This is a genomic window from Phenylobacterium sp., from assembly GCF_013911965.1.
In the GTDB taxonomy this organism is placed as follows: Bacteria; Pseudomonadota; Alphaproteobacteria; order Caulobacterales; family Caulobacteraceae; genus Phenylobacterium.
Genome location: NZ_JACESE010000002.1, coordinates 135,193 through 160,933, shown reverse-complemented (window position 1 = coordinate 160,933; position 25,741 = coordinate 135,193). Strand labels below are relative to the sequence as shown.

The window sequence follows — 25,741 nt, the reverse complement described above, 5'->3', positions numbered from 1 at the left end:
CGGGGTGCAAGATGGCTGAACTCGAGGTTGGCGCGCCGGCGCCGGAATTCGAACTGGAAGGCCCCGACGGGCCCATCCGCCTGTCCGACTACGCCGGCAAGGCGCTCGTCCTCTACTTCTATCCGAAGGACGACACGACCGGCTGCACGAAGGAGGCCATCGACTTCTCGTCCCACCTGGACGCCTTCGCAGCGGCCGGGGCGGAGATCCTCGGCGTGTCCAAGGACAGCGTCGCCTCCCACGCCAAGTTCGCCGCCAAGCACGACCTGAAGGTGCGGCTGGGCTCCGATCCGACCGGCGCAGTCACCGAGGCCTATGGCGCCTGGGTCGAGAAGAACATGTATGGCCGCAAGTACATGGGCATCGAGCGCAGCACCTTCCTGATCGGCCGGGACGGCAGGATCGCCGCCCTCTGGCGCAAGGTGAAGGTCCCCGGCCACGCCCAGGCGGTGCTGAGCGCGGTCCAGTCGCTTTAAGACCAGCGTCAGAGACGGCGGAACAATCCTGGCCGTCCGGTGTTGTACAATTGTCGCGCCCGCCTGGATTGTGGCGCCTCGGTGACGCGCCTGTGGCGATCGCGCTGGCGCACACATTCAGGCTCGGATAACGACGTCTGAAGACGCCGGCGAACGCCCCCTCTCGCTCCCTTGAGGCGCGAGGGGCCTTGCATGCTTCCTTTTTATCATTGCATATCGTGGCCACTGCTCCTGGTCACGGTTAGCGATGAGCATGAAACGCATAACGCGCCTCCGCCGTTCGCTCGAAGAATTGTTCCCCGAAAGGCACCTCTACGTCCGCTCCGGCGGCGAGATGCGGGCCTTCGTCCTGACCACCTCCAAGCAGTTGATGGCCGCCGGCGCGGTCGCCGCGGCCGCCCTGTGGATGGGCGTCTGCACCGCGGCGATGATGGTCAACGCCATGGAGTTGTCGGCCAGCGATCAGGAGATCGCCCGCACCCAGGCCAAGTACGAACGCTGGATCGCCGATCGCCAGGCGCGCCTGAACAGCGCCGTGGCCCAGCTGAACGCCACCAACGGGTCGATCGACGACCTCGCCCTGTCCGTCGAGAAGCGGCATGCGGCTCTGGCCATGCTGCTCAGCGACTACAAGTCGACGCCCGGCGCCGCCGAGGCGCTGACGCCCGAGATCATGAAGGCGGCCACCGAGCCGTCGTCCTCCGATCCCGTCCGCCGCATCGAGCTGGTCCGCGCCAGCCAGGAGCGCCTGCTCGACTCCGCCGACAGCTACGCCAAGAACCGCGCCGAACGGCTGCGCCTGGCCTTCCGGCTGGCGGGCCTAAGCCCCAACGCCTATGCGCCGAAGTCCGGCGCGCTCGGCGGGCCGCTGATCGAGGCCAAGGATCCCAGCGCCCTGGCCGCCGTGCTCGACGTCGAGGAAAGCTTCGCCGAACGGATCCAGCACGCCGCCACAAACCTGTCCGAGGCGCGCTCTCTCGACGCCGCCGCCCAGAAACTGCCCCTCTCCAAGCCGACCACCGCCGGACGCCAGTCCAGCGGCTTCGGCGTCCGTTTCGACCCCTTCACCAAGCGCCCGGCCTTCCATTCGGGCCTCGACTTCGCCGGCGGCTTCATGACGCCGATCCTGTCGACGGGCCCCGGGGTCGTCTCCTTCGCCGGCGTGCGCTCGGGCTATGGCAACACCGTCGAGGTCGACCACGGCAACGGCTTCAAGACCCGCTACGCCCACATGCAGACCATCGCCGTGCGGCCGGGCCAGCGCGTGGCCGTGGGCCAGCGCGTGGGCGCGATGGGCTCCACCGGACGCTCCACCGGCGTTCATCTCCACTATGAGGTCTGGGTCAATGGTCGGGCCCAGAACCCCAGCCGATTTGTGAAGGCGGGCGAGTATGTTCAGCAAGCAGCCGACTAAGACGGCTTCGGGCCGCCCGGAGCCGAAGCTCGACTCGCCGGCGGCGACCCCGCCCGAGAGCCCGGCGACGCGCAAGTCTCCCAAGGTCGCCTCTTTGGTGGCCGAGAACATGACCATCGAAGGCGGCGTCTCCGGCGAGGGCGAGCTCCACATCGACGGCGTGGTGCGCGGCGACATCCGCGTCAGCAAGCTGACCATCGGCGACACCGGCCACGTGGAAGGCTCCATCTATGCCGAGGCGGTCGAGGCCCGCGGCCGCGTGATCGGCGCGATCACCGCCAAGCAGGTGCGCCTCTACGGCACCTCCTATGTGGACGGCGACATCACCCACGAACAGCTGGCCATGGAAACCGGCGCGTTCTTCCAGGGCCGCAGCCTGAAGTTCCAGCGCCCCGCCGCGCCGGCCGGTCAGGCCAACGCCCCGTCGGCGCCGGCGCCAGCCGCTTCGCAGGACGAAAAGCCTGCTCAGACGGCGGCGGCCGGCGGCGCGCCGCAGCCCAAACCCGTTTTCTAGAGCCGCCCTCAGGCGCGCCGGTAGCCGGCGTTCACCAGCAGCGGTACGGTCGCGCTGACATCGATCTCGACCGCCAGCTCGACGTCCCGGGCGAAGCCCCGGCCGGTGAGTTCGCGGCCCGAAAGGCTGTCGGCCACCAGATCGGCGACATCACCGCCTGCGGCCATGAAGGCGCGCCTGGCGAGCTCGGCCTCGGCCGTACAGACGCCGCCGAGCGCGGCGATGACCGCCCCCGCCCCAAGCAGATCCTCGATCGCCGGCCGCAGCGATCCGTCGGCCCAGCGTTCGCCCGCGGGGATCACGGCCACGTCCGCGCCGCCGACAAGTTGGCGCGCGTGCTCGGCCACCGCCGAGGCGTTGCGAAGGCTGGCCGCCATCGTCATCGCGCCGCCCCCTTCCAGCGAAAGGCGCGAGCCGTTGGGCGACGGGAGAAGGATCTTGTCCCCGGCGTTCAGCCTGGCCAGGGAGGCGGGCGAAAGGCTGACCTGATCGCCCGCGCGATCGGGAGAGGCCGCCACCGCCCCAAGATGCTTGGCGCGCACCTCGGCGGCGGTCGCGTCGCCATAGGGGAAAGGATAGACGACGGCGCCCCGGCTGACGGCGATATCGACCGCCGTGCAGAACGAAAGCACGTCCACGACGATGAGAGCGGCGACACGGTCCCGCAGCGCGTGGACGCCGGCCAGCCCCCACTCGCAATGGACGCGCATCAGTCCTCCCGCGTCAGACCGACGCGCTGGGCGAGCGATGCGCCCATGAAGTCGTCCAGGTCGCCGTCGAGGACGCCTTGCGTGTCGGACGTCTCGACCTCGGTCCGCAGGTCCTTGACCATCTGATACGGCTGCAGGACGTAGGAGCGGATCTGGTGGCCCCAGCCGATGTCGGTCTTCTGGTCCTCCAGGGCCTGCTGCTCGGCCTCGCGCTTTTGAAGCTCCAGCTCATAGAGCCGGGCGCGCAGCATCTTCCAGGCTTCGTCCCGGTTGGCGTGCTGCGAACGGCCCGCCTGGCAGGCGACGACGACGCCGGTCGGGATGTGCGTCAGGCGCACCGCGGAGTCGGTCTTGTTGATGTGCTGACCGCCGGCGCCGGAGGCGCGGTAGGTGTCGGTGCGCACGTCGGCCGGGTTGATCTCGATCTCGATGGTGTCGTCCACCACGGGATAGACCCAGACCGATGCGAAGCTCGTATGGCGCTTGGCGGCGGAATCGAAGGGCGAGATCCGCACCAGGCGGTGGACGCCCGCCTCGGTCTTCAGCCAGCCATAGGCGTTGGTCCCCTTGACCTGCAGCGTCGCCGACTTGATGCCGGCCTGCTCGCCCGGCGTCTCCTCGACCAGGTCCACGCTCATGCCGTGCTGCTGGGCCCAGCGGGTGTACATGCGCAGCAGCATGCCGGCCCAGTCGTTGGACTCCGTGCCGCCGGCGCCGGAATTGATTTCCACATAGGCGTCGTTGCCGTCCGCCTCCCCCGAGAGCAGGGCCTCCAGCTCGGCGCGCGCGGCGCGCTCCTTGATGGCGCGCAGTTCAGCGCGCGCCTCCTCCAGGGTCGCTTCGTCGCCCTCCTCGTCCGCCAGTTCCGCAAGCGCGATGGCGTCGGCGAGGCTGCGCTCCAGGTCCTTCACGGCGTCGACCTGGGAGGCCAGACGCTGGCGCTCGCGCATGATCGACTGGGCTTGGGCCGAGTCGTCCCACAGGGTCGGGTCCTCGACCCGGGCGTTCAGTTCGTCGAGACGACGGAGCGCAGGCTCCCAGTCAAAGTCGCCTCCTGAGCAGTCCGACGGACTGCTCGATGTCGGCCGCCATGGCCTCGACATCCGCTCGCATGGATCACTCCTGGCGATCTGGGTGGAGGGCCGCCGCCTGTGGAAGGCGCGGCCGTTCAGGGTCGGGCGGGATAACGCGACCCGGCCGCTAATACAATCCGCTCATGTCGTCGTCGCCCGGGGCGGCGGCTTCGCCGGCGCTGCCGGCGCCGGACACCCGGCCGTCCGGCCAGACCTTGTTGTAGGGCATGGGACCGCTGGAACCGGCCGTGGAGACGGGCGTCGGCGCCCGCGGCTCGGTGCCGGGCCGGAACGCCTCGCGGATTCCGCGCACCGTGGCGTACTTGGCGTTCTCCGGCGCCTTGAAGTCGGCCTCCGGCATGCCCTTGATCGCCTCCTGCATGAAGGCGGTGAAGATCGGGGCGGCGGCCTGGGTGCCGGTCTCGCCATAGCCGAGGGAGCGATTGTCGTCGAAGCCGACGAACACGCCCGCCACGATCTGCGGCGTGAATCCCACGAACCAGGCGCTGCGATACTCGTTCGTCGTCCCCGTCTTGCCGCCTACGGGCCGCCCCAGGACCGAGACGGAGGTGGCCGTGCCGCGCTGGACGACGCCCTGCAGCATCGAGGTGATCTGATAGGCGGTGATCGGGTCCATGACCTGGGCCCCGCCCGGCGGCACGCGCGGGCTCTCGTCGCCGTTGAAGCCCGCGCCGCAACGCGGACAGTCGCGGCGGTCGGCGCGGTAGACCACCTTGCCCTCGCGGTCCTGGACGAGTTCGATCAGGTGCGGATCGATCTTGCGGCCGCCGTTGACGAAGGCGGCATAGGCGGCGGTCAGGCGGAACGGCGTCGTCTCGCCCGCGCCGAGCGACATGGCCAGCACCGGGTCCATCTGGTCGACCACGTCCATCCGCACAGCCAGGTCGGAGATCTTGCGCATGCCGACATTGTTGGCCAGCCGCACCGTCATGGCGTTGCGCGAGAGTTCCAGGCCCCGGCGCAGGGTCAGGGCGCCGTAGTAGCGGCGATTGTAGTTCTCCGGCGTCCAGGTCTCGCCGTCGTTCGCGCCCCGCAGCGTGATCATGGAGTCCATGACCGTGCTGGCCGGGGTGAAGCCGTTCTCGAGGGCCGCGGCATAGACGATCGGTTTGAACGCCGAGCCCGGCTGACGCATGGCCTGCGTCGCGCGGTTGAAGTTGGACAGCGAGAAGGAATATCCGCCGACCATGGCCAGCACGCGGCCCGAATAGGGCTCGATGGCCACCAGCGCGCCGTTGACGGCCGGGATCTGCTTCAGGCGGAAGGCCCCGCCGTCCCGCTCCGGCGGCTCGACGAACACCAGGTCGCCGACGTTCAGGCCCTTGCCCGCACGCGCCCAGGCGACATCCTCGCCGGCCAGGGCGCCGCTGGCCCCGGTCTCGGCCACCTCGACCCGCACGTCGCCGCCGCTGGCGCGCGTGATCACGGCCGCCCGCCAGCGGCGCCGTTCGGCCGGCACGGCCTCCTTCTTGGCTTCGGCCTGCCAGCCGGGCGCGATCTCCACCTGGCCCCAGGCGCCGCGCCAGCCGTGACGGCGATCATAGGCTTCCAGGCCGTCCATCAGGGCCATGCGCGCCGCCGTCTGCAGCCGCGGATCGAGCGTCGTGCGCATGTAGTAGCCGGCCTCGTTGAGGCGCGATCCGAGGGTGGCCAGGCCCCGGCGGCGGACCTCCTCCACGAAATAGTCGGCGTCGCGGTACTTGGCCCGGGTGGGCGCCTCCTGGACCACCAGGTCCTGGCGCATGGCCGCCTGGGCCTCGGCCTCGGTCACCCAGCCCAGCTCGGCCATCTCGCCCAGGATCCAGTTGCGGCGGGCGATCGCCGCCTCCTTGCGCCGCAGGGGGTGGTAGTTCTGGGGGCCCTTGGGCAGGGCGGCCAGATAGGCCGCCTCGGCCAGGGTCAGATCGGTGATCGACTTGCCGAAATAGTTGTAGGCCGCCGCGCCGACGCCATAGGAGCGATAGCCGAGCCAGATCTCGTTCAGATAGAGCTCGAGGATCTGCTCCTTGCCGAGCGACTTCTCCAGCCGCTGGGCGAGCACCGCCTCCTTGAACTTGCGCCCGATGGTGGCGTCGCTGGTCAGGAGGACGTTCTTGGCGACCTGCTGGGTGATGGTCGAGCCGCCTTCCAGCCGGCGGCCGCGGGCGGCGTTGCCGACATTCTTCAGCATGGCCCGCGTCAGGCCCATGGCGTCCACGCCGCCGTGGTGGAAGAAGTTGCGGTCCTCGGCGGCCATGAAGGCCTGCACGAGCTGGTCCGGCATCTGGTCGTAGGGGACGTAGATGCGGCGCTCGAGCGAGAACTCCCCGATCAGGGTGCCGTCCCAGGCATAGGCGCGCGTCGAGGTCGGCGGCCTGTAGTCGGCCAGGTCGCCGGCGTCGGGCATGTCGTGGAAGAGCCAGGCGGCGTAGATCGCGACGGCGAAACCGGCCACCGCGATGACGCTCAGGACCGCCACGCCGGCGATCGCAACCCATCTTTCAGGGGGATTCAACTGGTCAGACCTCCACGGGCGCCCTCACCCCGCCCGCCGTCATCTAGCGTGCATCGCCGCGGGCGCCAACGCCCCCGAGACGGCGGGTCGCAGGCGGCCCAGGCCGCGCCTCAGCGCGAGGCGACCTGGGTCTGACCGGCGAAGTAGTCGTCGATGGCGTCGCCGACGCTGTCCATGAAGCGAGCGCGGTGGCGAGGGTCGACCAGCAGGGCCTCGTCGTGCTTGTTGGTGACGAAGCCCATTTCCAGGAGGACCGCGGGCACGTCGGGGGCCAGCAGGACCACGAAGCCCGCGTCGCGATGGCTGCGACGCAGCAGCGGCATGTGGTCGTCCACCCGTTCCAGCAGCCCCTCGGCGAAGTTGGCCGAGCGGTTCTTCGTGGCCCGCTGGGTCAGGTCGAAGAGGATGTCGCGCACCCCCTTGTCGCCGCCGTGCAGGCTGGCGTTCATGAACCAGTCGTCCTTGCTCACGAACTGGGCGGCGCGTCCCGAAGCCTGTTCCGAGAGCGTGTAGACCGAGGTCCCGCGCGTCTCGGTGTCGGCCCCGGCGTCGGCGTGCAGCGAGATGAACAGGTCCGCCCCGGCCCGCCGGGCGATCTGCACCCGCGATTCCAGCGGCACGTAGACGTCGGTGCTGCGGGTCATCACCACCTTGTACTTGCCGCCCTTCTCCAGGCGGGCCTGGAGGGCGAGCGCGGCGGCGAGGTTGATGTCCTTTTCGTTGGCGCGGGCGCCGCGGGCGCCAGGGTCCTTGCCGCCGTGGCCCGCGTCGATGACGATCACCTTCTTGAGCGGCAGCGGCGCCGGTCGGGCGGCGCTTCTGGAGGCGGGCCGCGAGGTGAAGACCGCCTGCGGCGGGCCGACGGCGGCGATGTCGATCACATAGCGGTAGTGGCCGACCCCGTCGGCCGGCGGCAGCAGGAATCGGCGCTTGATCTCGCCCTTGCCGGCGAGGTCGATCTGCAGCCGGGCCGCGCCGTTCGAGCCGTCGATCATCCAGGCCTTGATCAGGCCCCGCCCCGCGCCCTGCAGGTTGGCGTTCGGCGCCACGCCCGGCAGGGCCAGGACCACCCGGCCGCCGGATCCGTCGAGACTGACCTTGCCGGTCGCCCCGCGATCCAGGTCGATGACCAGGCGGGTCTCAGCGGAATCGCCGCCCAGGCGGACGCCCAGCACGCCGGCCGCGGGCGCGGCCGCCTCGCCGACGGTCACCGCCGCCAGCACGCCGACGGCCGTAGCCGCCGCGCCTGCAGCAATGAAACGGGTTTTCCGGAGAATCTCGCGGACTCTTGCGAGCATACGCAGCACTCACCCACCAGGACGTTTTTTGAGGCGTTCAGGAGGCATTAAACACCAGGCCCCATGGAGAAAGGGTTAAGCCCACGGGTAAGGACACGACGGCTTTCCTTTTTCCATCCACTGTTGCAAAGTCGCGCCGCGCACGGAGGGGCGTGACTCACAGGCCTTCCCGTTGGCGCGAAACAGCTGCGTCGGCCCGACATGACGTTCGGCGACGACGCTCCACCGATCCTCGCCTTGCAGGCGTGACTAGGACAACACCCATGGGCAGCGTCGCACGAGCCCCATTCCGGCGTTTGGCCGGGACCGCCGTCGGCTTCGAAGCCGCGGTCTGCGACCCTGCGCGCGCCCACTTGAACAGCCGGCTGCGCCCGAACCTCGAGTTCGCGCCGCGCCGCGGAGATTCACTACATGTCGAAGAAGATGCTTATCGATGCGGCACACGCGGAAGAGACGCGCGTGGTGCTGGTCGACGGGGCCCGTGTTGAAGATTTCGATTTCGAGAGCAAGAACCGCAAACAGCTTCGAGGGAATATCTACCTCGCCAAGGTGACCCGGGTCGAACCGAGTCTGCAGGCGGCGTTTGTGGAGTACGGAGGAAACCGACACGGCTTCCTCGCCTTCAACGAAATCCACCCCGACTACTATCAGATCCCGGTCGCAGACCGGGAAGCGCTGCTGCGTGAAGAGGCCGAGGAACAGGCCGACGACGAACCGCCGCGCGCCGACCTTGACGACGAAGAGACCGAGGCCGCCGCCGACGAAGACGACGTCATGGAGGAAGAGGTCGCCCGCCGCCGGCGGCGCCTCATGCGCAAGTACAAGATCCAGGAGGTGATCCGCCGCCGGCAGATCATGCTGGTGCAGGTCGTCAAGGAAGAGCGCGGCAACAAGGGCGCGGCCCTGACCACCTATCTCTCCCTGGCCGGCCGCTACGGCGTCCTGATGCCCAACACCGCCCGCGGCGGCGGCATCAGCCGGAAGATCACCACGGCCACCGACCGCAAGCGCCTGAAGGGCGTCGTCCAGAGCCTGGACGTGCCGGAGGGCATGGGCCTGATCGTGCGCACCGCCGGCGCCAAGCGGACCAAGGCCGAGATCAAGCGGGACTACGAGTATCTGCTGCGTCTGTGGGAGAACATCCGCGAGACGACGCTGCACTCCATCGCCCCGGCCCTGATCTACGAGGAGGAAGACCTCGTCAAACGGGCCATCCGCGACCTCTACGACAAGGACATCGAGGGCGTCTTCGTCGAGGGCGAGGCCGGGTTCAAGGAAGCGCGCGACTTCATGCGCATGCTGATGCCGTCCCAGGCCAAGAAGGTTCAGCTCTACCGCGATCCCACCCCGCTCTTCGTCAAGCACAAGGTCGAAGAGCACCTGTCGCAGATCTACACGCCGGTCGTGCCCCTGCGCTCGGGCGGCTATCTGGTGATCAACCAGACCGAGGCGCTGGTCGCCATCGACGTCAATTCCGGCCGCGCGACGCGCGAGCGGAACATCGAGGCCACCGCGCTCAAGACGAACCTGGAGGCCGCCGAGGAGGCCGCCCGCCAGCTGCGCCTGCGCGACCTGGCCGGCCTGATCGTCATCGACTTCATCGACATGGATGAGTCGAAGAACAACCGCGCCGTCGAGAAGAAGCTCAAGGACGCGCTGAAGGACGACCGCGCCCGCGTCCAGATGGGCAAGATCAGCGCCTTCGGCCTGATGGAGATCAGCCGCCAGCGCCGCCGCACCGGCGTGCTGGAAGGCACGACCCACGTCTGCGAGCACTGCAACGGGACCGGCCGCGTCCGCTCGGTGGAATCGAGCGCGCTCGCCGCCCTGCGGGCCCTGGAGATCGAGGCGCTGAAGGGCGGCGGCGAGGCGACGCTCACCGTGCCGCGCGCCGTGGGCCTCTACATCCTCAACGAGAAGCGCGCCCACCTCGCGCGGATCCACGAAACCTTCGGCCTGTTCGTGACCATCATGGTCGACGACGCCATGCCGCACGCCGATCACGAGATCGAGCGGACGGCCTCGGAAACCCGGCCGGACCACGCCCTGGTGGCGCCCGCCGCCCCGATGCTCACCGAGCCCGCCTACGACGACGTCGACGACTTCGAGGACGAGGAAGACGTCGAGGACGAGGAGGACGAGGACGAGGTCGTCGAGGCTGCGCCGGCCCGCAGCCGCGATCCGGACCGCGCCCGGGAGCGGAGCCGACCCGACGAGGACGACGAGGAAGGCCGCAACGGGCGCCGCCGCCGTCGCCGCCGCCGCAACGGCCGTCGCGGCGAGGATGAGGCCGCTCCGGCGCCCGAGGCCGAGAGCCGCAACGACGATGACCCGGGCGGCCGCCGCCGCCGCCGTGGCCGCCGTGGCGGCCGGCGCCTGCGCGAAGACCGTCCCGGCGAGACCTTCGCCTGGGTGCGGCCCTGGGTCCCCTATGGCGACGATCCCTTCGTCTGGTTCGATCTCTCCGAAGACCAGCGCATGGCCGTCGGCGAGGGCGAGGCGCAGCCGCCCCGCGCGGCGGCGCCCGTGAGCGAGGCTGCGGCCGCGCCCGAGCCGGCGTCTCAAGCCCCGGCCCCGGCCGCCGCCGCCGCCGCGGACGAAGACGTCTGGGTGGAACTGCCCGAAGCCGAGGAGAAGCCGAAGCGCCGACGCACGCGCTCGCGCAAGCCCAAGGACGCCGAACTGGCGGCGGAGGCGGCCGACGAGGCGCCCGCCGAGACGCCGGAGGTCGAGGCTGCGGCTCCGGCCGAAGAGGCCCCCGCCGAGGCGGAGGCCCCTGCGCCGGCCAAGCCGAAGCGCACGCGGACCCGCCGCAAGGCCGAGCCCGCGGCCGAGGCCCCTCCGGCCGCCGAGACCGAGTCCGCTCCGGCGGCGGAGCCCGAAGCCGCGCCTGCGCCGGCGGACGAGCCCGTCTCGGTGGCGGCCGTCGCCAGCGAGCCGCCGGCCACGCCGGAACAGGCGGTCGAACCCGTCGCGGCCGCGCCGGATCCGGCCGAGATCACCGCTCCGCCGGCCAAGCCGAAGCGAGGGTGGTGGCGCCGCGGATGACGCGCTAGTCTGAGATTGGGCGTAAGGGGGATGCGATCGAGAGAATGAGTATGGCCTCCCCCTTGCGTTCCCTCAGCCGAGCCGTCGCCGCCGCCGCGCTGGCGTTCAGCGTCGCGCTCGCCCCGGTGACGGCCCAGGCCCAGGAGGGCCTGTCGCTGATCCGGGACACCGAGATCGAGGCCATCCTTCTCAAGGACTCCGATCCCATCCTGCGGGCGGCCGGGATCGATCCTTCGCGCATCGACATCCTGCTGATCGGCTCCAAGGAGCTGAACGCCTTCGCCGCCCCCGGCACGATGGGGGTGTTCACCGGCCTGATCCTGGAGTCGGAGAACCCCAATCAGCTGCAGGGCGTCATCGCCCACGAGGTCGGCCACCTGGCCGCGGGCCACAGCGCCCGCTCCGGGGAGATGCAGCAGGCCGGCATGCGGCCCTTCCTTCTCACCATGGGCCTGGGCGTCCTGGCCGCCTTCGCCGGCGCCGGCGATGCGGCCGTGGCCCTGATGGGCAGCGCCGGCCAGTTCGGCACCCTCGCCGCACTGGGCTACAGCCGCGAACAGGAGGGCCGCGCCGACCAGGCCGGTCTTGGCCTGCTCGACAAGGCCGGCATCTCAGGCCGCGGTCTCGTCGAATTCTTCGACAAGTTCCGCTACCAGGAGGTCTTCCAGGAGGCGCGCCGCTACGCCTACTTCCGCAGCCACCCCCTCTCCTCCGACCGGATCGAGCGCCTGCGCAGCAAGGCCGAGACCCTGCCCGACTACGACAAGGTCGACAGCGAGGAGGCGCTCGCCGAACACGCGATCATGAAGGCCAAGCTGCAGGGCTTCATCAATCCGCAGCGGGCGCTGATCGACTACAGCGAAAAGGACGACTCCTACCCGGCGCGCTACGCCCGGGCGATCGCCTACTACCAGACCAAGGATCCCGACCGGGCCATCCGGATGATCGACGAGCTGCTGCTCGAACAGCCGGAGAACCCCTATCTCTGGGAGCTCAAGGGCCAGATCCTCTTCGAGTTCGCCCGCGCCCCGGAGGCCGAGGCGCCGCAGCGCAAGTCGGTCGAACTGATGCCCGAGGCGCCGCTGCTGCGCATCAACCTCGGCCAGACCCTGATCGCCCTGAACGACCAGGCCAAGCTCGAGGAAGGCATCGCCGAACTGCGCAAGGCCCTGACCCAGGAGAATGACAACGCCGTGGCCTGGCGCCTGCTGGCGGAGGCCTACGACCGCAGCGGCGACGACGGCCGCGCGCGGCTGGCGACGGCGGAATACAACTTCCACATCGGCGACGAGCAGCAGGCCCGGGTGTTCGCCATGCGCGCCCGCGAGATGCTGACCAAGGACACGCCCGAATGGCGCCGCGCCACGGACATCGTCCTGACATCGGATCCCTCCAGGGAAGACCTGCGCGAACTCGCCCAGGAAGGCGCGATCCGCCGCGGCCAGATCCGCTGAAGGCGTCGCCGCTATCGCGTTCGCATTTTTCCCGAACCGCCCTATCTGGACCAAGATGAGAAAGCCCTTGCCCGCCGCCCTGGCGCTCTGCGCCGCCGCCCTCGCGCTCTCCGCCTGCGACCGCGTCTCCGACGACGCCTTCGGCGACCGCGTCCGCGCCTACCTGCTGGAGCATCCCGAGGTGATCGAGGAGGCTGTCCAGAAGCTGAACGAGAAGCGCGAGGCCGAGGCCGCTCAGGCGGCGACCGCCGCTCTTTCGGAGTATCGCGACGAGCTGGAGCGCGATCCGCGCGACTTCGTCGCCAATCCGGACGGCGACGTCACGGTGGTGGAGTTCTTCGACTACCGCTGCGGCTACTGCAAGCTGATCGCGCCCGAGGTGCAGAAGCTGATCGAGGCGAATCCGAACGTCCGCTTCGTCTTCAAGGAATTCCCGATCTTCGGCGAGCAGTCCAACGAGACCGCGGCCGTCATGCTGACCGATCAGGTCAAGCCCAAGACCCTCGCCCTGCACGAACGGCTGATGGCCGAGAAGAGCCTGGACGACGCCGCCCTCGACCGCCACCTGCGCGCCGTCGGCGTCGACCCGGCCGCCGCCCGCCAGGCGGCCAAGTCGCCCGACATCGACCAGCAGATCGTCGACACCCACGAGCTGGCCTCCAACCTGGGCATCAACGGAACGCCCGCCTTCGTGGTCGGCGACAGGATCATCTCCGGCGCCGACCTGGAGGCCCTGAAGGCCGCCATCGCCGAGGCGAAGGCCGGGGCCTAGATCAGGCCCGACAGCGGCGAGGAGGGGTCGGCGTACATGCGCTTGGGCATCCGCCCGGCCAGATAGGCCTCACGCCCGGCGATCACCGCGTGGCGCATGGCCCGCGCCATTCGGATGGGGTCCTTGGCCTCGGCGATCGCCGTGTTCATCAGCACGGCGTCGCAGCCCAGCTCCATGGCCACGGCCGCGTCCGAGGCGGTGCCCACCCCGGCGTCCACCAGCACCGGCACCTTGGCCTGCTCGACGATCAGACCGAGGTTCAGCAGGTTCTGGATGCCTCGGCCCGAGCCGATCGGAGCCCCCAGAGGCATGATGGCCGCCGCCCCCGCCTCCTCCAGCTTCTGGGCGTAGACCGGATCGTCGGTGCAGTAGACCATCACCTCGAACCCGTCGGCCACAAGCAGCTTCAGCGCCCGCAGGGTCTCCTCCATGTCCGGCAGCAGGTGCTTGGTGTTGGACAGAACCTCCAGCTTGACGAGATTCCAGCCGCCGGCCTCGCGCGCCAGGCGCAGGGTGCGCACCGCCTCCTCGCCGGTGAAGCAGCCGGCGGTGTTGGGCAGGAAGGTGAAGCGCTCGGGCTTCACATGGTCCACCAGCATGGGCTGGCTGGGATCGGACAGGTTCACGCGCCGCAGGGCGACGGTGACGATCTCGGCCCCCGCGGCTTCGGCGGCGGCGGCGTTGGTCGCATAGTCCTTGTACTTGCCTGTGCCCACGATCAGGCGGGAGCGGAAGGTGCGGCCCGCCACCGTCCAGGTGTCGTCGGCGGCGACCGCCGCCAGGTTCGCTGCGTCGTCCATGTCAGCCGCCTCCGATGAAGTGCACGATTTCGATCCTGTCGCCGTCGGCGACCGGCGTTTCGCCGTAGGCCGATCGCGGCACGATCTCGAGATTGCGCTCGACCGCCACCTTGCGCGGATCGAGACCCAGTTCAGCGACCAGGGCCGCCAGGTGGGGAACCGGGGCCATCGCCCTCTGTTCGCCGTTGATGGTCAGGTTCATGACGTCTCTCGCCGCAGGTCTGCGGCCGCGATGCTTGTGACCCCCGCCCGCGCCCGTTACAAGACGGCGGAATCGCCGGCGGAGCCGAATGTCGAAACCGATCTATGTGCTGAGCGGGCCCAATCTCAACCTCCTGGGCGCACGCGAGCCTCAGATTTATGGGAAAGAGACCCTCGACGACGTTCGCGCCGCCTGCGAGCGGCGCGCGAAGTCGCTTGGCCGGACGATCGAGTTCCGCCAATCCAATCATGAAGGTGTGCTGATCGACTGGGTGCAGGAGGCGCGAACCGCCGCCAGCGCCCTCATCATCAATCCCGCAGGTTACGGGCACACCTCCATCGCCCTTCTCGACGCGCTCAAGACGCTCGAGATACCGGTGGTCGAGTGCCACCTCTCCAATCCGGCGGCGCGCGAGAGCTTCCGCCGCCACACCTATGTTTCGCTCGCCGCCACGGGGCTCGTCTCCGGTTTCGGCGTTATGAGCTACGAACTGGCCGTCGAGGCCGCGGCGCGCCTGAGCGCCTGACGCCTCCCAGCAGCAAGGGTCTATTCCATGGCTAGCAGTCCCAAGGCTCCCGCCGATCCCATCGACGCACGCCTGGTCCGCAAACTGGCGGACATCCTGACCGAGACGGGACTGACCGAGATCGAGGTCGAACGCGACGATCTGAAGATCCGGGTGGCCAGGCAGGTGACGGTGAGCGCCACGGTGGCCGCGCCGGCTCATGCCGCGCCTGCTCCGGCCCTGGCGGCCGCGCCGCCGGTCGCCGAGGCCCCCGTCGTCGCGCCGGCGCGGGACGACGCGGTGAAGTCGCCCATGGTCGGCACCGTCTATCTGCAGCCCCAGCCGGGCGCTCCGGCCTTCGTCAAGGTGGGCGACACCGTCCAGGCCGGCCAGACCCTGCTGATCATCGAAGCCATGAAGACCATGAACCCCATCCCCGCCCCGCGCGGCGGCAAGGTGGCGGAGATCCTGGTCGAGGACGCCCAACCCGTCGAGTTCGGCGAGCCGCTCGTCGTCATCGAGTAGATCGATGTTCGAGAAAATCCTCATCGCCAACCGGGGCGAGATCGCCCTCCGCGTCCACCGCGCCTGCAAGGAGATGGGCATCGCCACCGTGGCGGTCCATTCCGAGGCCGATTCCGGCGCCATGTGGGTCCGCCTGGCCGACGAGAGCGTCTGCATCGGCCCCGCCCAGGCGGCCAAGAGCTACCTCAACATCCCGGCCATCATCGCCGCAGCCGAGATCACCGGCGCGCAGGCGATCCACCCCGGCTATGGATTCCTGTCGGAGAACGCCCGCTTCGCCGACATCGTGAACGCCCACGGCTTCACCTTCATCGGTCCGCGGCCCGAGCACATCACCATGATGGGCGACAAGATCACCGCCAAGCAGGCGGTAAGGGCGGCGGGCATTCCGGTGGTGCCCGGATCCGACGGGGCGATCACCAGCGAGGAAGAGGCCTTCGCCGCGGCCGAGCAGATCGGCTTCCCGGTGCTCATCAAGGCCGCCGCCGGCGGCGGCGGACGCGGCATGAAGGTGGCGCTTGACCGCGAGTCTCTGGCGGAGGCGGTGTCCACCGCGCGCGCCGAGGCCCGAGCCGCCTTCGGCGACGATGCGGTCTATATGGAGCGCTACCTCCAGAAGCCGCGGCACATCGAGATCCAGGTCGTCGCCGACTCCTTCGGCAATGTCTGCCACCTGGGCGAACGCGACTGCTCCCTGCAGCGCCGTCACCAGAAGGTTCTGGAGGAGGCGCCCTCCCCCGCCATCGACGCCGCCGCCCGCGAGAAGATCGGCAAGGTGGTCGTCGATGCGATCAAGGCCATCGGCTACCTCGGCGTGGGCACCATCGAGTTCCTCTACGAGAACGGCGAGTTCTTCTTCATCGAGATGAACACCCGCCTGCAGGTCGAACACCCGGTCACCGAGGCGATCACCGGCATCGATCTGGTGCGCGAGCAGATCCGCATCGCCGCCGGCCTGCCCCTTTCCTTCACCCAGGACCAGGTGGTCTTCGAGGGGCACGCCATCGAGTGCCGGATCAACGCCGAGAACCCGCGCACCTTCACGCCCTCCCCCGGCAGGGTGACCGACTTCCACGCGCCGGGCGGCCTCGGCGTGCGGCTCGATTCGGCGGTCTATGCCGGCTATTCGATCCCGCCCTATTACGACAGCCTGATCGGCAAGCTGATCGTCCACGGCCGCGACCGCGAGGAGTGCATCGCGCGCGTGTGCCGTTGCCTGGGTGAAATGGTGGTGGGCGGCGTCGACACGACCATCCCGCTCTTCCAGGATCTCCTGCTCCAGCCGGAGATCCTCGCCGGCGACTACAACATCCATTGGCTGGAGAAGTGGATCAAGGCCCAGGCGGCCGACAGCTAGGAGCGCCATGGAGGCCTTCGGCCCTCTACAGCTGCTGGCCTGCTACACGCGCGGCGTCTTCCCCATGGCCGACGCCCGGGAGGACGACCGCATCTTCCTGGTCGATCCCGAATGGCGGGGCGTCATTCCGCTCGACGCCTTCCACGTACCGCGGCGCCTGGCCCGGACGGTGCGGCGCGATCCCTTCGAGGTGCGGTTCGACACCGCCTTCGACCAGGTGGTCGCCCTCTGCGCCGAGGCGGCGCCGGGCCGGCAGGACACCTGGATCAATCCCACCATCCAGAACCTCTATGGCGAACTCTTCGACATCGGCTGCGCCCACAGCGTCGAATGCTGGCGTGACGGCGTTCTGGTCGGAGGGCTCTACGGCGTCTCGCTCGGCGCGGCCTTCTTCGGCGAGAGCATGTTCTCCCGGGCGACCGACGCCTCGAAGGTGGCGCTAGCGCACCTTGTGGCGCGGCTGATCGCCGGCGGCTATCGCCTGCTCGACGCCCAGTTCATCACCGACCATCTGACCCAGTTCGGCGCCGAACAGATCTCGCGCACCGAATACCACCGCCGACTCAGCCACGCCCTGGGCGCCGTCGCCGCCTTCGGCGATCAGCCGCCCCTGACCGGCGAGGCCGCCCTGCAGGTGATCAGCCAGGCGTCGTAGACCGGATGCTCCACCGGGTTCAGGCCCGGCGAGGCGGCGTACATCCAGCCGCGGAAGACCTGCCGCGCCGGCGGCGTGGGCCGCCCCTGCACGGCCTTCGGCTGGGAGTCGATCGTCAGATAGGCGACCGCGTCCGGCGTCGGCTCGTCCGGCGCGGACAGCTCACAGGCCCGGACCGTGAAGACCAGGCTCTTGTAGCGGATCGGCTGGCCCACGGGCGCTTCGAAACGGATGGTCTCGGCCGTCACCTTGTCGAGCGCCTGCAGGATGGCGACATCGTAGCGCGCCCGCTTCATCGGCGGCTTGGGCTCTTCCGGCTCCTCCGGCGCCTTGGGCTCAGGCGCGGCGGGGGCCTCGGCTTGCGGCTCCGGCGCCGGTTCGGGCGGGGGCACGGGAAGAGAAGCCGGGGCGTCCGGCAGGATGGGCCCCGGGGCGGCCGGCGCGGGCTGGGGCGTGGGCTCAGGACCCGACGCCGGCGCCTGGGGCGCAGGCGGCGTCGTCTGGGCGGCGACGGCCCCGGCGACCATCAGGCCGCCGGCAAGCATCAGGGCGCGCAGGCGGCGCATGTGGGGCCTATTCCGGCGTCCAGGGCAGGTAGTCGCCGGTGGCCTTCTGCCGTTCGCCGCCACGGGCGAGCGAGCCCTCGGGGCGATAGGCGTAGACCGTCCCGGTCAGGTTGGGCAGGTGGTCCTTTTCCCAAGGCTTGCGCGGCAGGGGCTCGCGGTTCGGCGGTTCGTCGAAGGTGTAGTGCAGCCAGCCGTGCCACTCGGCCGGCACCTTGGAGGCCTCGGCATAGCCCGAAAAGATGACCCAACGGCGCTTGTGGCCGTCATAGGAGTCCGAGGCGTCCTTGGCCTCGTAGTACTTGTTGCCGTAGTCGTCCTGGCCCACGAGCACGCCACGGCGGCCGATATGGAACTTCGCGCCCATCGTGGCGCCGTTCCACCAGGTGAAGATCGCTTTGAACACTTTGGACAAACCCGGCTGGGAGGAATTGGCGCGGACTATAGGTCTCCGCCACCTGCCCGTCCAGCATCGCGCAGCCAACAAGATGTTGGGGACGAACCTGCGACAAAGCGCAACATCTATTGCGGGGGAGGAATCGGGCGCCTAGGCTCCGCTGGAGAGAGTCTTGTCAGGCGTCAGGGAGAGCGTGGGTATGGAGCGGCGATCGCTCGAGCGCAGCGGCGACGTGGTCGAGGTGCTGGCGCCCGCATCGTGGCCCAACGCCCGCGTTGAGGCCTGGGTCGACTGGGCCGGCGGCGACACCGACATTCCCGCGGCCATCTTCCGCTTCGCCGAGGAACTGGTCCAGGCGGGGCAGAAGCGAGACCTGTTCGCCGGCGTCGGTGCCCGGGGCCGCTTCCGCCGCGAGCTGGGCGCGGCGCTCGTCGCCGGTCGCATCGCGCTGCGGCGTGTGGCCCTGCCCGGGCTTCACACGGTCGCGGCGGCGGAGACGTCGGAGCGTCTGGCCCGCCTGCGCGCCGAGCATCGCGGGCGCCAGGCGGCCGTCGAGGCTGCCCAGGCGCTGGCCCAGCGCCTGCAGGGCGTGGTCGACGCCGTGCATCGCTGCCACGGCGACCCGGACGCCTGCGCAGACCCCCAGCGAAATCCGAGCCTGGCGCGCGCGGCCGAGGCGGCGCGGGCGGCCGGCGCCTCCGACGCCGCCATCCTCGACGTGCTCAGCCTGGCGCGCGCCGGCGAGACCCGCCTCGTCGCCACGCCGCCGGCCCTCGCCGAGGTCCAGCCGCTCGCCGCCGGTCTCGATCCCAGCCAGTCCCCGGCCCTGCGCACCCAGGCCCTGGCGGCCTGGGAGACCGGCAAGGTCACCACGCTCTTCGACCTGCGCGCCGAGGACGCCCTGGCCGAGCCGGTCGGCGTCGTGGGCGCTGTGAACCTCATGGCCTTCGAGATGGGCGAGGCGTTCCAGGGCGAGGAGTTCGACTCCGCCGTGGGCGTGCTGGCCCTGGCCCTGGCGGCGGCCTGTCAGCAGGGAGTCGCCGCCCTGGGCCTGGCGGGCCTGGCCGACTGGCTCGCCGCCCAGGGCCTCGCCTACGACAGCGAAGCCGGCCGCAGGAGCGCCGCCACCCTCTATGCTCGCGCGGCCGCCGCCGCCCGCAAGGCCTGTCCCGACCTTCCCGGCGGCCTGACGATCTTCGACGATCCCGAGCTGACGCTCCTGCTCGGCGGCGCGAGCGCGGCGGCCGAGCCGTGGGACGGTCCGGTGACCTTCGCCGAGACGGCCGACGGCCGGATCATCCGGGTGATCAGCGAAGCCGCCCTGCTGGGGCTGCAGGCCCTGGGCGCGGACCTCGACGCCGCCCGCTGGCGGCTGCTCGGCCACGGAACCCTGGCGGATGCGCCCGGCGTCGACCACGCGGCGCTGACCGCGCGCGGCTTCACCGACCACGAGATCGCCGCGGTGGAGTCGGTCCTCCCCTATTGCGGCCAGTTGAGCGACGCCTTCCGCGCCGAGGTGGTGGGGGCCGGATTCCTGAGCGACGTCCTGGGCGCCCCGCCCGAGGATTTGGAGGATCCCCGCTTCGACGCCCTGCGCATCATGGGCTTCACGGAGGCTGACATCGCCGCGGCCGAAACCTACGCCCTCGGCGTCAGCCGGCTGGACGACCAGGACCTGTCGGTCGATGGCCAACGCGTCTTCCTGACCGCCGACGACCTCGGCCCGGCGCCCTATCTGGACATGCTGGCGGCGCTGCAGCCGCATCTGGACCGGCCGCCCGTCGCCGACTTCACCCTGCCCTGGGACGCGACGCTGGACGACGTGCAGACCCTGCTGCTCCAGGCCGGCGAACGCGGCGTCGCGGCCGCCCGGCTTCACCGAGCCGAACCGACCGCCTATCACGCCCTGGACCTGCCCCGTCCGGCCGAAGCGCCGCCGCGGGCCGAACGTCCCGCCGCCGCGACGCCGCCGCCGCCGGTCGAGGAGCGGATCGTCGAACGTTTCGTGGAACGCGAACGCGAGCGCCGGAAGCTGCCCGACCGCCGCAAGGGCTACATCCAGAAGGCGTCCGTCGGAGGCCACAAGGTCTATCTGCACACGGGCGAGTACGACGACGGCGAACTCGGCGAGATCTTCATCGACATGCACAAGGAAGGCGCCGCCTTCCGCTCGCTGATGAACAACTTCGCCATCGCCGTCTCCATCGGCCTGCAGTACGGCGTGCCGCTGGACGAGTTCGTCGACGCCTTCGTCTTCACCCGCTTCGAGCCCGCCGGCCCCGTGACCGGCAACGATTCCGTCCGCTCGGCCACCTCGATCCTGGACTACGTCTTCCGCGAACTGGGCGTCTCCTATCTGGGCCGCCAGGACCTGGCGAACGCCGACCCAGACGAGCTGAACGCCGACGGGCTCGGCCGCGGCAAGGCCGAGGAGCAGGCGCTGCAGCCGGGCGAGCCGCTCCCCGCCTCGCGTTTCATCTCCAAGGGCTTCTCGCGCGGGACCACGCCGGACAACCTGGTCGTGCTGTCGCTGGCCGATCATCGCGCCGCCCGCAGCGCCCCGGCCCAGGCCGCCGACGTCTGCCCCGAATGCGGCGACATCGCCGTGGTCCGCAAGGGCGCGAGCCTGATCTGCGAAACCTGCGGCGCGCGGGCGGGCAAGGTGGACGACGGCGCGGCCTGAGAGCGCCCGCTCACCTGGTCTTAAGCTTGCAGGCCCTAGGGATGCATCGAACGCCGCGTCCCGAAGGGAGCCGCCCATGAGACCGCTCGCACCCGCCCTCCTCGCCGCCTTCGCCGCCCTGGCGCTCGCCCTCCCCGCCCAGGCGCAGAACGCCGGTCAGATCGCCCAGGCGCGCAACGGCGCCAGCTGCCCGCGGTGCAATCTCTTCCAGGCCGACTTCGCCGGGCTGGAGCTGAAGGGCAAGAACTTCTCAGGCGCCCGGCTGCGGCAAGCGGACATGAGCCTCGCCATCATGAACCGCAGCAACTTTTCCGGCGCAGACCTGCGGGACGTGGAGGCCTATGGCGCCCTCTTCTCCAGCGCCAGCTTCGCCGGCGCGAACCTGACCAACGCCAGCTTCGTCGGCACCTACCTCCAGGGCGCCAACTTCCGCGGCGCCAATCTGACGGGGGCGAACTTCGCCGGCGCCGAGATGGACCGCGCCGTGGGCCTGACCCAGGCCCAGCTCAACGCCGCCTGCGGCGATTCCTCCACACGCCTGCCGAGCGGCCTGCGGATCCCGGCCTGCTAAGGTCGCATAATTACTGAGATTTAAGTGGCGCTCGACCCGGCCCCACTCCAGATGGGAAGGGTGATACGAAAGCGCCCCGCCTGCATGAACCGCCTGTCCGCCCTTCTGATCGCCCTCGCCGCCCTGGCCGGGCTCGCGCCGAGCGCCGCCAACGCCATGATGGGCGACAAGGCGGTGGCCAAGATGGTGTCGTTCGGCGGGTCCTGCGAACGCTGCGAACTCTCCGGGCGGCAGCTGTCGGGCGCGCGCTTCATCGGCGCGGATTTCACCGAGGCCGCGCTCGTCGGCTCCGACCTGCGCGAGGCCCGCTTCCACGGCTCGGCCTTCGATCGCGCCGACCTCTCGCGCGCCGACCTCTCGGACAGTTCGATGATGGGCGCCAGCTTCGCGGCGGCCAACCTGTCCGACGCGACGGTCCGCGGCGCCGAGATCAACGGGGCGGATTTCGGCCGGGCCAACCTGTCGCGCGCCGATCTTCGCGACGTCGAGGGCTCCGGTTCGAACTTCATTTCGGCGAACCTGACCAGCGCAAAGCTGGACGAGGCCGAGCTGAACGCCGCCAACCTCGCCCGCGTGAACGCCCGGGGCGCCAGCTTCCGGGCGGCTGAGCTGACCGCCGCGAACCTGCAGGGCGGACGGTTCGACCAGGCGTCCTTCCGCGAAGCCGAGCTGGACATGGCCAATCTGCGGGGCGCCACCTTCGCCGGAGCCGACTTCCGCGGCGCCAGCCTCGACCGCACCAACCTGTCGGGCGCCGATCTGTCGCACGTGCGCGGTCTCACCCAGTCGCAGCTGGACGACGCCTGCGCCGACAGCGGCACGCGGGTGCCCTCGGGCCTCGTCGCCAAGGCCTGCGGCGGACGGCGCATCGTCGTGCGCGCGCCAGCGCCCCCGCCGCCGCCGCCGCCGCCCGCGCCGCCGGCTGCGCCGCGCCACCTCATCTCGCAGTTCGACTAAGCCGCCATCCGCCGGACGGCGGCCCGCGCCGATGCGGCGCCTCAGGCCGGCTTCAGCGGCAGGGCCAGGCGCACGCTCAGTTCCTTGAGCTGGCGCTCCTCGACTTCCGACGGGGCGTTCATCATCAGGTCCTGCCCCTGCTGGTTCAGCGGGAAGGCGATGACCTCGCGGATGGCCGTCTCGCCCGCCAGCAGCATGACGATGCGGTCGATGCCGGGCGCGAGGCCGCCGTGGGGCGGGGCCCCGTAGCGGAAGGCGCTCGCCAGGCCGCCGAACTGCTCCTCGACCACCGAGCCGTCGTAGCCGGCAATTTCGAAGGCCTTCAGCATGATGTCCGAACGGTGGTTCCGGATCGCGCCGGAGCACAGCTCGTAGCCGTTGCAGACGATGTCGTACTGGTAGGCCAGGATGTCGAGCGGATCCTTGGTCTCCAGCGCCTCCATCTCGCCCTGCGGCATGGAGAAGGGGTTGTGCGAGAAGTCGACGTGGTTCGTCTCCTCGTTCATCTCGAACATCGGGAAGTCGACGATCCAGACGAACTCGAAGCGGTCTTCGTCCACGAGCTTCAGGTCCGTGCCGACCTTGGTGCGCGCCGAGCCGGCGAACTTGTAGAAGACCTTCGGATCGCCGGCGACGAAGAAGGCCGCATCGCCCTGGCCGAGGCCCAGAGAGCTCATCAGGGCGTCGGTCTTCTCCGCGCCCAGGTTCTTGGCGATCGGGCCGCCCCAGCCGCCCTGGTCCTCGCTCCAGAAGATATAGCCGAGGCCCGGCTGCCCCTCCCCCTGCGCCCAGGAGTTCATCCGGTCGCAGAAGGCGCGGCTGCCGCCCTTGGGCGCCGGAATCGCCCAGACGGCGTTCTTGGCGTCCTCCAGGATGCGGGCGAAGAGGCCGAAGCCGCCGCCCCGGAAGTGGTCGGAGACGTCCTGCATCTGGATCGGGTTGCGCAGGTCCGGCTTGTCGGAGCCGTACTTGGCGATGGCCTCGCGATAGGGGATGCGCGGGAACGGATAGGGCGTCACCGGCTTGCCGTTCGCGAACTCCTCGAACACCCCGTGCATCACCGGCTCGATGGCGGCGAACACGTCCTCCTGGGTGACGAAGCTCATCTCCACGTCGAGCTGGTAGAATTCCAGGCTGCGGTCGGCGCGCAGATCCTCGTCGCGGAAGCAGGGGGCGATCTGGAAGTAGCGGTCGAAGCCGGCGACCATCAGCAGCTGCTTGAACTGCTGCGGCGCCTGCGGCAGCGCATAGAACTTGCCGGGATGGATGCGCGAGGGGACGAGGAAGTCGCGGGCGCCCTCCGGCGACGACGCCGTCAGGATCGGGGTCTGGAACTCGTTGAAGCCCTGTTCGGTCATGCGCCGGCGGATCGAGGCGATCACCTGGCTCCGCAGCAGGATGTTCCGGTGCAGGGTCTCGCGCCGCAGGTCGAGATAGCGGTGCTTGAGGCGGATCTCCTCGGGATATTCCGGCTCGCCGAAGACCGGCAGGGGCAGCTCGGCGGCTTCGGACAGAACCTCGACGCCCTTGGCCTTCACCTCGATCTCGCCCGTGGGCAGGTTGGCGTTCACCGTCTCGGGCGTGCGGGCGACGACCTCGCCATCGACGCAGATCACGCTCTCGGCGCGCAGGCGCTCGATGGTGGCGAATCCGGGCGTCTCGGGCGCGAAGACCAGCTGGGTCAGGCCGTAATTGTCGCGCAGGTCCACGAACACGAGCCCGCCGTGGTCGCGCTTGCGGTGGATCCAGCCGGAAAGGCGGACGGTCTTACCCGTGTCGGAAGCGCGAAGCTGGCCGCAGGTGTGGGTGCGGTAGGGATGCATGAGGAGTCGCAGAAAAAGCTAGGAAATCGAGGCGCGGAAGGGCGCATGCGCTGCCGGCCTTGTCAAGGCGGCGAGCCGGCGCGAACCGGCCCGCCTGCGCTTACTTCGCCGGATCGACCAGGGCCTGATAGACCAGGGTGCGCGTCAGGGTCCCCAGGTCCGGCCCGCCCGTGCCGCCGAAGCGCTGGATCATGCCGACGAAGACCACGTCGTTGGCGGGATCGGCCCAGAACCAGGTGCCGGCCGCACCGCCCCAGCTCATCGTGCCTTCGCCCTCGAGGCTGCCGGCCTTGCGCGGATCCTTCATGACCATGAGGTCGAGACCGAAGCCCACGGCGTCGTTGAAGCGCAGCCCCACCGAGCCGTTGGAGGAGACGGTCGCCGTCTTCGGAATCATGTCGGTTCCCATCATCTCCACGCTGGCCGGCGACAGGATGCGCACCCCGCCGAGCTCGCCTCCATTCACGAGCATCTGGGCGAAGCGGGCATAGTCGCTGGCGGTGGAGACCAGGCCGCCGCCGCCGGATTCGAAGGGCGGCGGGCGGGTGAAGTCCTGGGCCGGGGCGCCGAACAGCTCGCGCGCCTCCACGATCTTGCCGGTCTTGGGATCGCCCACATAGACCGCGGCCAGCCGGCCGGCCTCGGCGGCCGGAACGTAGAAGCCGGTGTCCTTCATGCCCAAGGGCCCGAAGATGCGCGACTGGAAGAACTCGCCGAGGGTCTGGCCCGACAGCTTCTCGACGATATGCCCCTGAAGATCGACGGCGATCGAATAGCTCCAGTCCGAACCGGGCTGGAACATCAGCGGAATGGTCGCCGTCCGCTCCACCATCTCCTGCGTCGAGTTCGCCCCCAGCACCCGCCGCGCCTGGAACATGCGGTCGATGGGATTGTCGTCGCGCAGGCCATAGCCGAAGCCCGCCGTGTGGCTCATCAGTTCGCGCATGGTCGGCTCTCGCGCAGCCGGGACGAGGATCGGCTCGCCCGCCGCATCCACGCCGTCCATCACCTTCAGCCCCTTCAGTTCCGGCACGTAGAGGCTCACCGGATCGTCCAGCCGCCAGCGGCCTTCCTCGAACAGGATCATCATCGCCACGCCGGTGACCGGCTTGGTCATGGAATAGATGCGATAGATGGCGTCCTTCCCCAGAGGGCGCTGGGCGGCGAGGTCGGCCTGACCATGCGTCCTGAAGGCGACCACCTTGCCGTGGCGCATCAGAAGCGTGCTGACCCCGGCCACCCGGCCGTCGTCCACCGCCCTGGCCATGGCCTCGTCCAGGCGCTCCAGGCGCTCGCTCGAGAAGCCCACACTCTCCGGACTGGCGGCCGCCGGAAGGGCCGCCGGCGCGCGCTGAGCCAGGCTGGACGCCGGCGCGAGGGCGAGGGCCGCAGCGCAGACCGCCGCGGCCAGGTGACGAAATCGGTGCAT

Annotated in this window: 23 protein-coding genes; 13 read left to right on the top strand and 10 right to left on the bottom strand. The window is 70.0% G+C overall.

Going from position 1 to position 25,741, the window contains the following annotated elements; all coding sequences use genetic code 11:
- The first annotated feature begins 11 nt into the window (after nucleotides 1-11).
- The 3 genes from H2041_RS02600 (at nucleotide 12) to H2041_RS02590 (ending at nucleotide 2,404) form a co-directional block, all read left to right on the top strand.
- On the top strand, nucleotides 12-476 hold the full coding sequence (locus H2041_RS02600; protein WP_293409115.1) for a peroxiredoxin: 465 nt from the start codon (nucleotides 12-14) through the stop codon (nucleotides 474-476).
- A gap of 247 nt (nucleotides 477-723) precedes the next feature.
- Nucleotides 724-1,890: a M23 family metallopeptidase gene (locus H2041_RS02595; protein ID WP_293409113.1), complete on the top strand. Its 1,167-nt coding sequence runs from the start codon at nucleotides 724-726 to the stop codon at nucleotides 1,888-1,890.
- Nucleotides 1,868-2,404 carry a polymer-forming cytoskeletal protein gene (locus H2041_RS02590; RefSeq protein ID WP_293409111.1) on the top strand — a complete coding sequence of 179 codons (537 nt, stop codon included), beginning with the start codon at nucleotides 1,868-1,870 and terminating at the stop codon, nucleotides 2,402-2,404. Before H2041_RS02595 ends, H2041_RS02590 begins: the two co-directional genes overlap by 23 nt.
- A gap of 8 nt (nucleotides 2,405-2,412) precedes the next feature.
- Here the strand turns inward: H2041_RS02590 and H2041_RS02585 are convergent, their stop codons facing one another.
- The 4 genes from H2041_RS02585 to H2041_RS02570 all read right to left on the bottom strand — a co-directional run bounded on the left by H2041_RS02585 (nucleotide 2,413) and on the right by H2041_RS02570 (nucleotide 8,000).
- A complete protein-coding gene (locus tag H2041_RS02585; RefSeq protein ID WP_293409109.1) occupies nucleotides 2,413-3,114 on the bottom strand; it encodes a 2-phosphosulfolactate phosphatase in 702 nt (233 codons plus the stop codon).
- Nucleotides 3,114-4,227 (bottom strand): peptide chain release factor 2 gene (gene prfB / locus H2041_RS02580; RefSeq protein WP_293409107.1). Its coding sequence is split into 2 segments (ribosomal slippage): nucleotides 3,114-4,157 and nucleotides 4,159-4,227, totalling 1,113 coding nucleotides; the frame shifts between segments, so codons are not numbered across the junction. The genes H2041_RS02585 and prfB overlap by 1 nt, the downstream gene beginning before the upstream one ends.
- 87 nt (nucleotides 4,228-4,314) lie before the next feature.
- Nucleotides 4,315-6,702, bottom strand: a complete 2,388-nt coding sequence (locus H2041_RS02575) for a penicillin-binding protein 1A (protein ID WP_367132566.1) — start codon at nucleotides 6,700-6,702, stop codon at nucleotides 4,315-4,317.
- A 110-nt stretch (nucleotides 6,703-6,812) separates the two neighbouring features.
- Entirely contained in the window at nucleotides 6,813-8,000 is a 1,188-nt protein-coding gene (locus H2041_RS02570) for an N-acetylmuramoyl-L-alanine amidase (protein ID WP_293409104.1), read from the bottom strand.
- Between the two features lie 411 nt (nucleotides 8,001-8,411).
- Between H2041_RS02570 and H2041_RS02565 the strand changes: the two genes are divergently transcribed.
- The 3 genes from H2041_RS02565 to H2041_RS02555 all read left to right on the top strand — a co-directional run bounded on the left by H2041_RS02565 (nucleotide 8,412) and on the right by H2041_RS02555 (nucleotide 13,274).
- On the top strand, nucleotides 8,412-11,048 hold the full coding sequence (locus H2041_RS02565) for a ribonuclease E/G (RefSeq protein WP_293409102.1): 2,637 nt from the start codon (nucleotides 8,412-8,414) through the stop codon (nucleotides 11,046-11,048).
- 62 nt (nucleotides 11,049-11,110) lie between these two features.
- On the top strand, nucleotides 11,111-12,502 hold the full coding sequence (locus H2041_RS02560) for a M48 family metalloprotease (protein WP_293409100.1): 1,392 nt from the start codon (nucleotides 11,111-11,113) through the stop codon (nucleotides 12,500-12,502).
- Nucleotides 12,503-12,557: 55 nt separating this feature from the next.
- The gene (locus tag H2041_RS02555) at nucleotides 12,558-13,274 is read left to right on the top strand and encodes a DsbA family protein (RefSeq protein ID WP_293409098.1); all 717 of its coding nucleotides are present in this window, start codon (nucleotides 12,558-12,560) and stop codon (nucleotides 13,272-13,274) included.
- On the opposite strand, the gene H2041_RS02550 is transcribed toward H2041_RS02555, so the two are convergent.
- Nucleotides 13,271-14,074, bottom strand: a complete 804-nt coding sequence (locus H2041_RS02550) for a thiazole synthase (RefSeq protein ID WP_293409096.1) — start codon at nucleotides 14,072-14,074, stop codon at nucleotides 13,271-13,273. The genes H2041_RS02555 and H2041_RS02550 overlap by 4 nt on opposite strands.
- A gap of 1 nt (nucleotide 14,075) precedes the next feature.
- Nucleotides 14,076-14,276, bottom strand: a complete 201-nt coding sequence (thiS, locus tag H2041_RS02545; RefSeq protein WP_293409093.1) for a sulfur carrier protein ThiS — start codon at nucleotides 14,274-14,276, stop codon at nucleotides 14,076-14,078.
- Between the two features lie 88 nt (nucleotides 14,277-14,364).
- Between thiS and H2041_RS02540 the strand changes: the two genes are divergently transcribed.
- Genes H2041_RS02540 through aat form a run of 4 tightly spaced genes read left to right on the top strand, consistent with a single transcriptional unit; the run spans nucleotide 14,365 to nucleotide 17,318 of the window.
- Nucleotides 14,365-14,802: a type II 3-dehydroquinate dehydratase gene (locus H2041_RS02540; RefSeq protein ID WP_293409091.1), complete on the top strand. Its 438-nt coding sequence runs from the start codon at nucleotides 14,365-14,367 to the stop codon at nucleotides 14,800-14,802.
- A gap of 27 nt (nucleotides 14,803-14,829) precedes the next feature.
- Nucleotides 14,830-15,306, top strand: coding sequence for an acetyl-CoA carboxylase biotin carboxyl carrier protein (accB, locus tag H2041_RS02535; RefSeq protein ID WP_293409089.1), 477 nt, complete (start codon nucleotides 14,830-14,832; stop codon nucleotides 15,304-15,306).
- Nucleotides 15,307-15,310: 4 nt separating this feature from the next.
- A complete protein-coding gene (gene accC, locus H2041_RS02530) occupies nucleotides 15,311-16,663 on the top strand; it encodes an acetyl-CoA carboxylase biotin carboxylase subunit (protein WP_293409087.1) in 1,353 nt (450 codons plus the stop codon).
- 7 nt (nucleotides 16,664-16,670) lie between these two features.
- Nucleotides 16,671-17,318: a leucyl/phenylalanyl-tRNA--protein transferase gene (gene aat, locus H2041_RS02525; RefSeq protein WP_367132557.1), complete on the top strand. Its 648-nt coding sequence runs from the start codon at nucleotides 16,671-16,673 to the stop codon at nucleotides 17,316-17,318.
- Here the strand turns inward: aat and H2041_RS02520 are convergent.
- A complete protein-coding gene (locus tag H2041_RS02520) occupies nucleotides 17,264-17,884 on the bottom strand; it encodes a DUF2155 domain-containing protein (RefSeq protein WP_293409085.1) in 621 nt (206 codons plus the stop codon). The two genes, aat and H2041_RS02520, sit on opposite strands and share 55 nt — an antisense overlap.
- 7 nt (nucleotides 17,885-17,891) lie before the next feature.
- On the bottom strand, nucleotides 17,892-18,287 hold the full coding sequence (locus H2041_RS02515) for an NADH:ubiquinone oxidoreductase subunit NDUFA12 (RefSeq protein ID WP_293409083.1): 396 nt from the start codon (nucleotides 18,285-18,287) through the stop codon (nucleotides 17,892-17,894).
- Nucleotides 18,288-18,477: 190 nt separating this feature from the next.
- Between H2041_RS02515 and H2041_RS02510 the strand changes: the two genes are divergently transcribed.
- The 3 genes from H2041_RS02510 (at nucleotide 18,478) to H2041_RS02500 (ending at nucleotide 22,489) form a co-directional block, all read left to right on the top strand.
- Nucleotides 18,478-20,961, top strand: coding sequence for a ribonucleotide reductase (locus H2041_RS02510; RefSeq protein WP_293409082.1), 2,484 nt, complete (start codon nucleotides 18,478-18,480; stop codon nucleotides 20,959-20,961).
- 76 nt (nucleotides 20,962-21,037) lie between these two features.
- Entirely contained in the window at nucleotides 21,038-21,532 is a 495-nt protein-coding gene (locus H2041_RS02505) for a pentapeptide repeat-containing protein (RefSeq protein ID WP_293409080.1), read from the top strand.
- A gap of 84 nt (nucleotides 21,533-21,616) precedes the next feature.
- Nucleotides 21,617-22,489 carry a pentapeptide repeat-containing protein gene (locus H2041_RS02500; protein ID WP_293409077.1) on the top strand — a complete coding sequence of 291 codons (873 nt, stop codon included), beginning with the start codon at nucleotides 21,617-21,619 and terminating at the stop codon, nucleotides 22,487-22,489.
- A 41-nt stretch (nucleotides 22,490-22,530) separates the two neighbouring features.
- Here the strand turns inward: H2041_RS02500 and aspS are convergent, their stop codons facing one another.
- Together aspS and H2041_RS02490 are read right to left on the bottom strand one after the other, a co-directional pair.
- A complete protein-coding gene (aspS, locus tag H2041_RS02495; protein WP_293409075.1) occupies nucleotides 22,531-24,312 on the bottom strand; it encodes an aspartate--tRNA ligase in 1,782 nt (593 codons plus the stop codon).
- A gap of 100 nt (nucleotides 24,313-24,412) precedes the next feature.
- On the bottom strand, nucleotides 24,413-25,741 hold the full coding sequence (locus H2041_RS02490) for a serine hydrolase (RefSeq protein ID WP_293409072.1): 1,329 nt from the start codon (nucleotides 25,739-25,741) through the stop codon (nucleotides 24,413-24,415).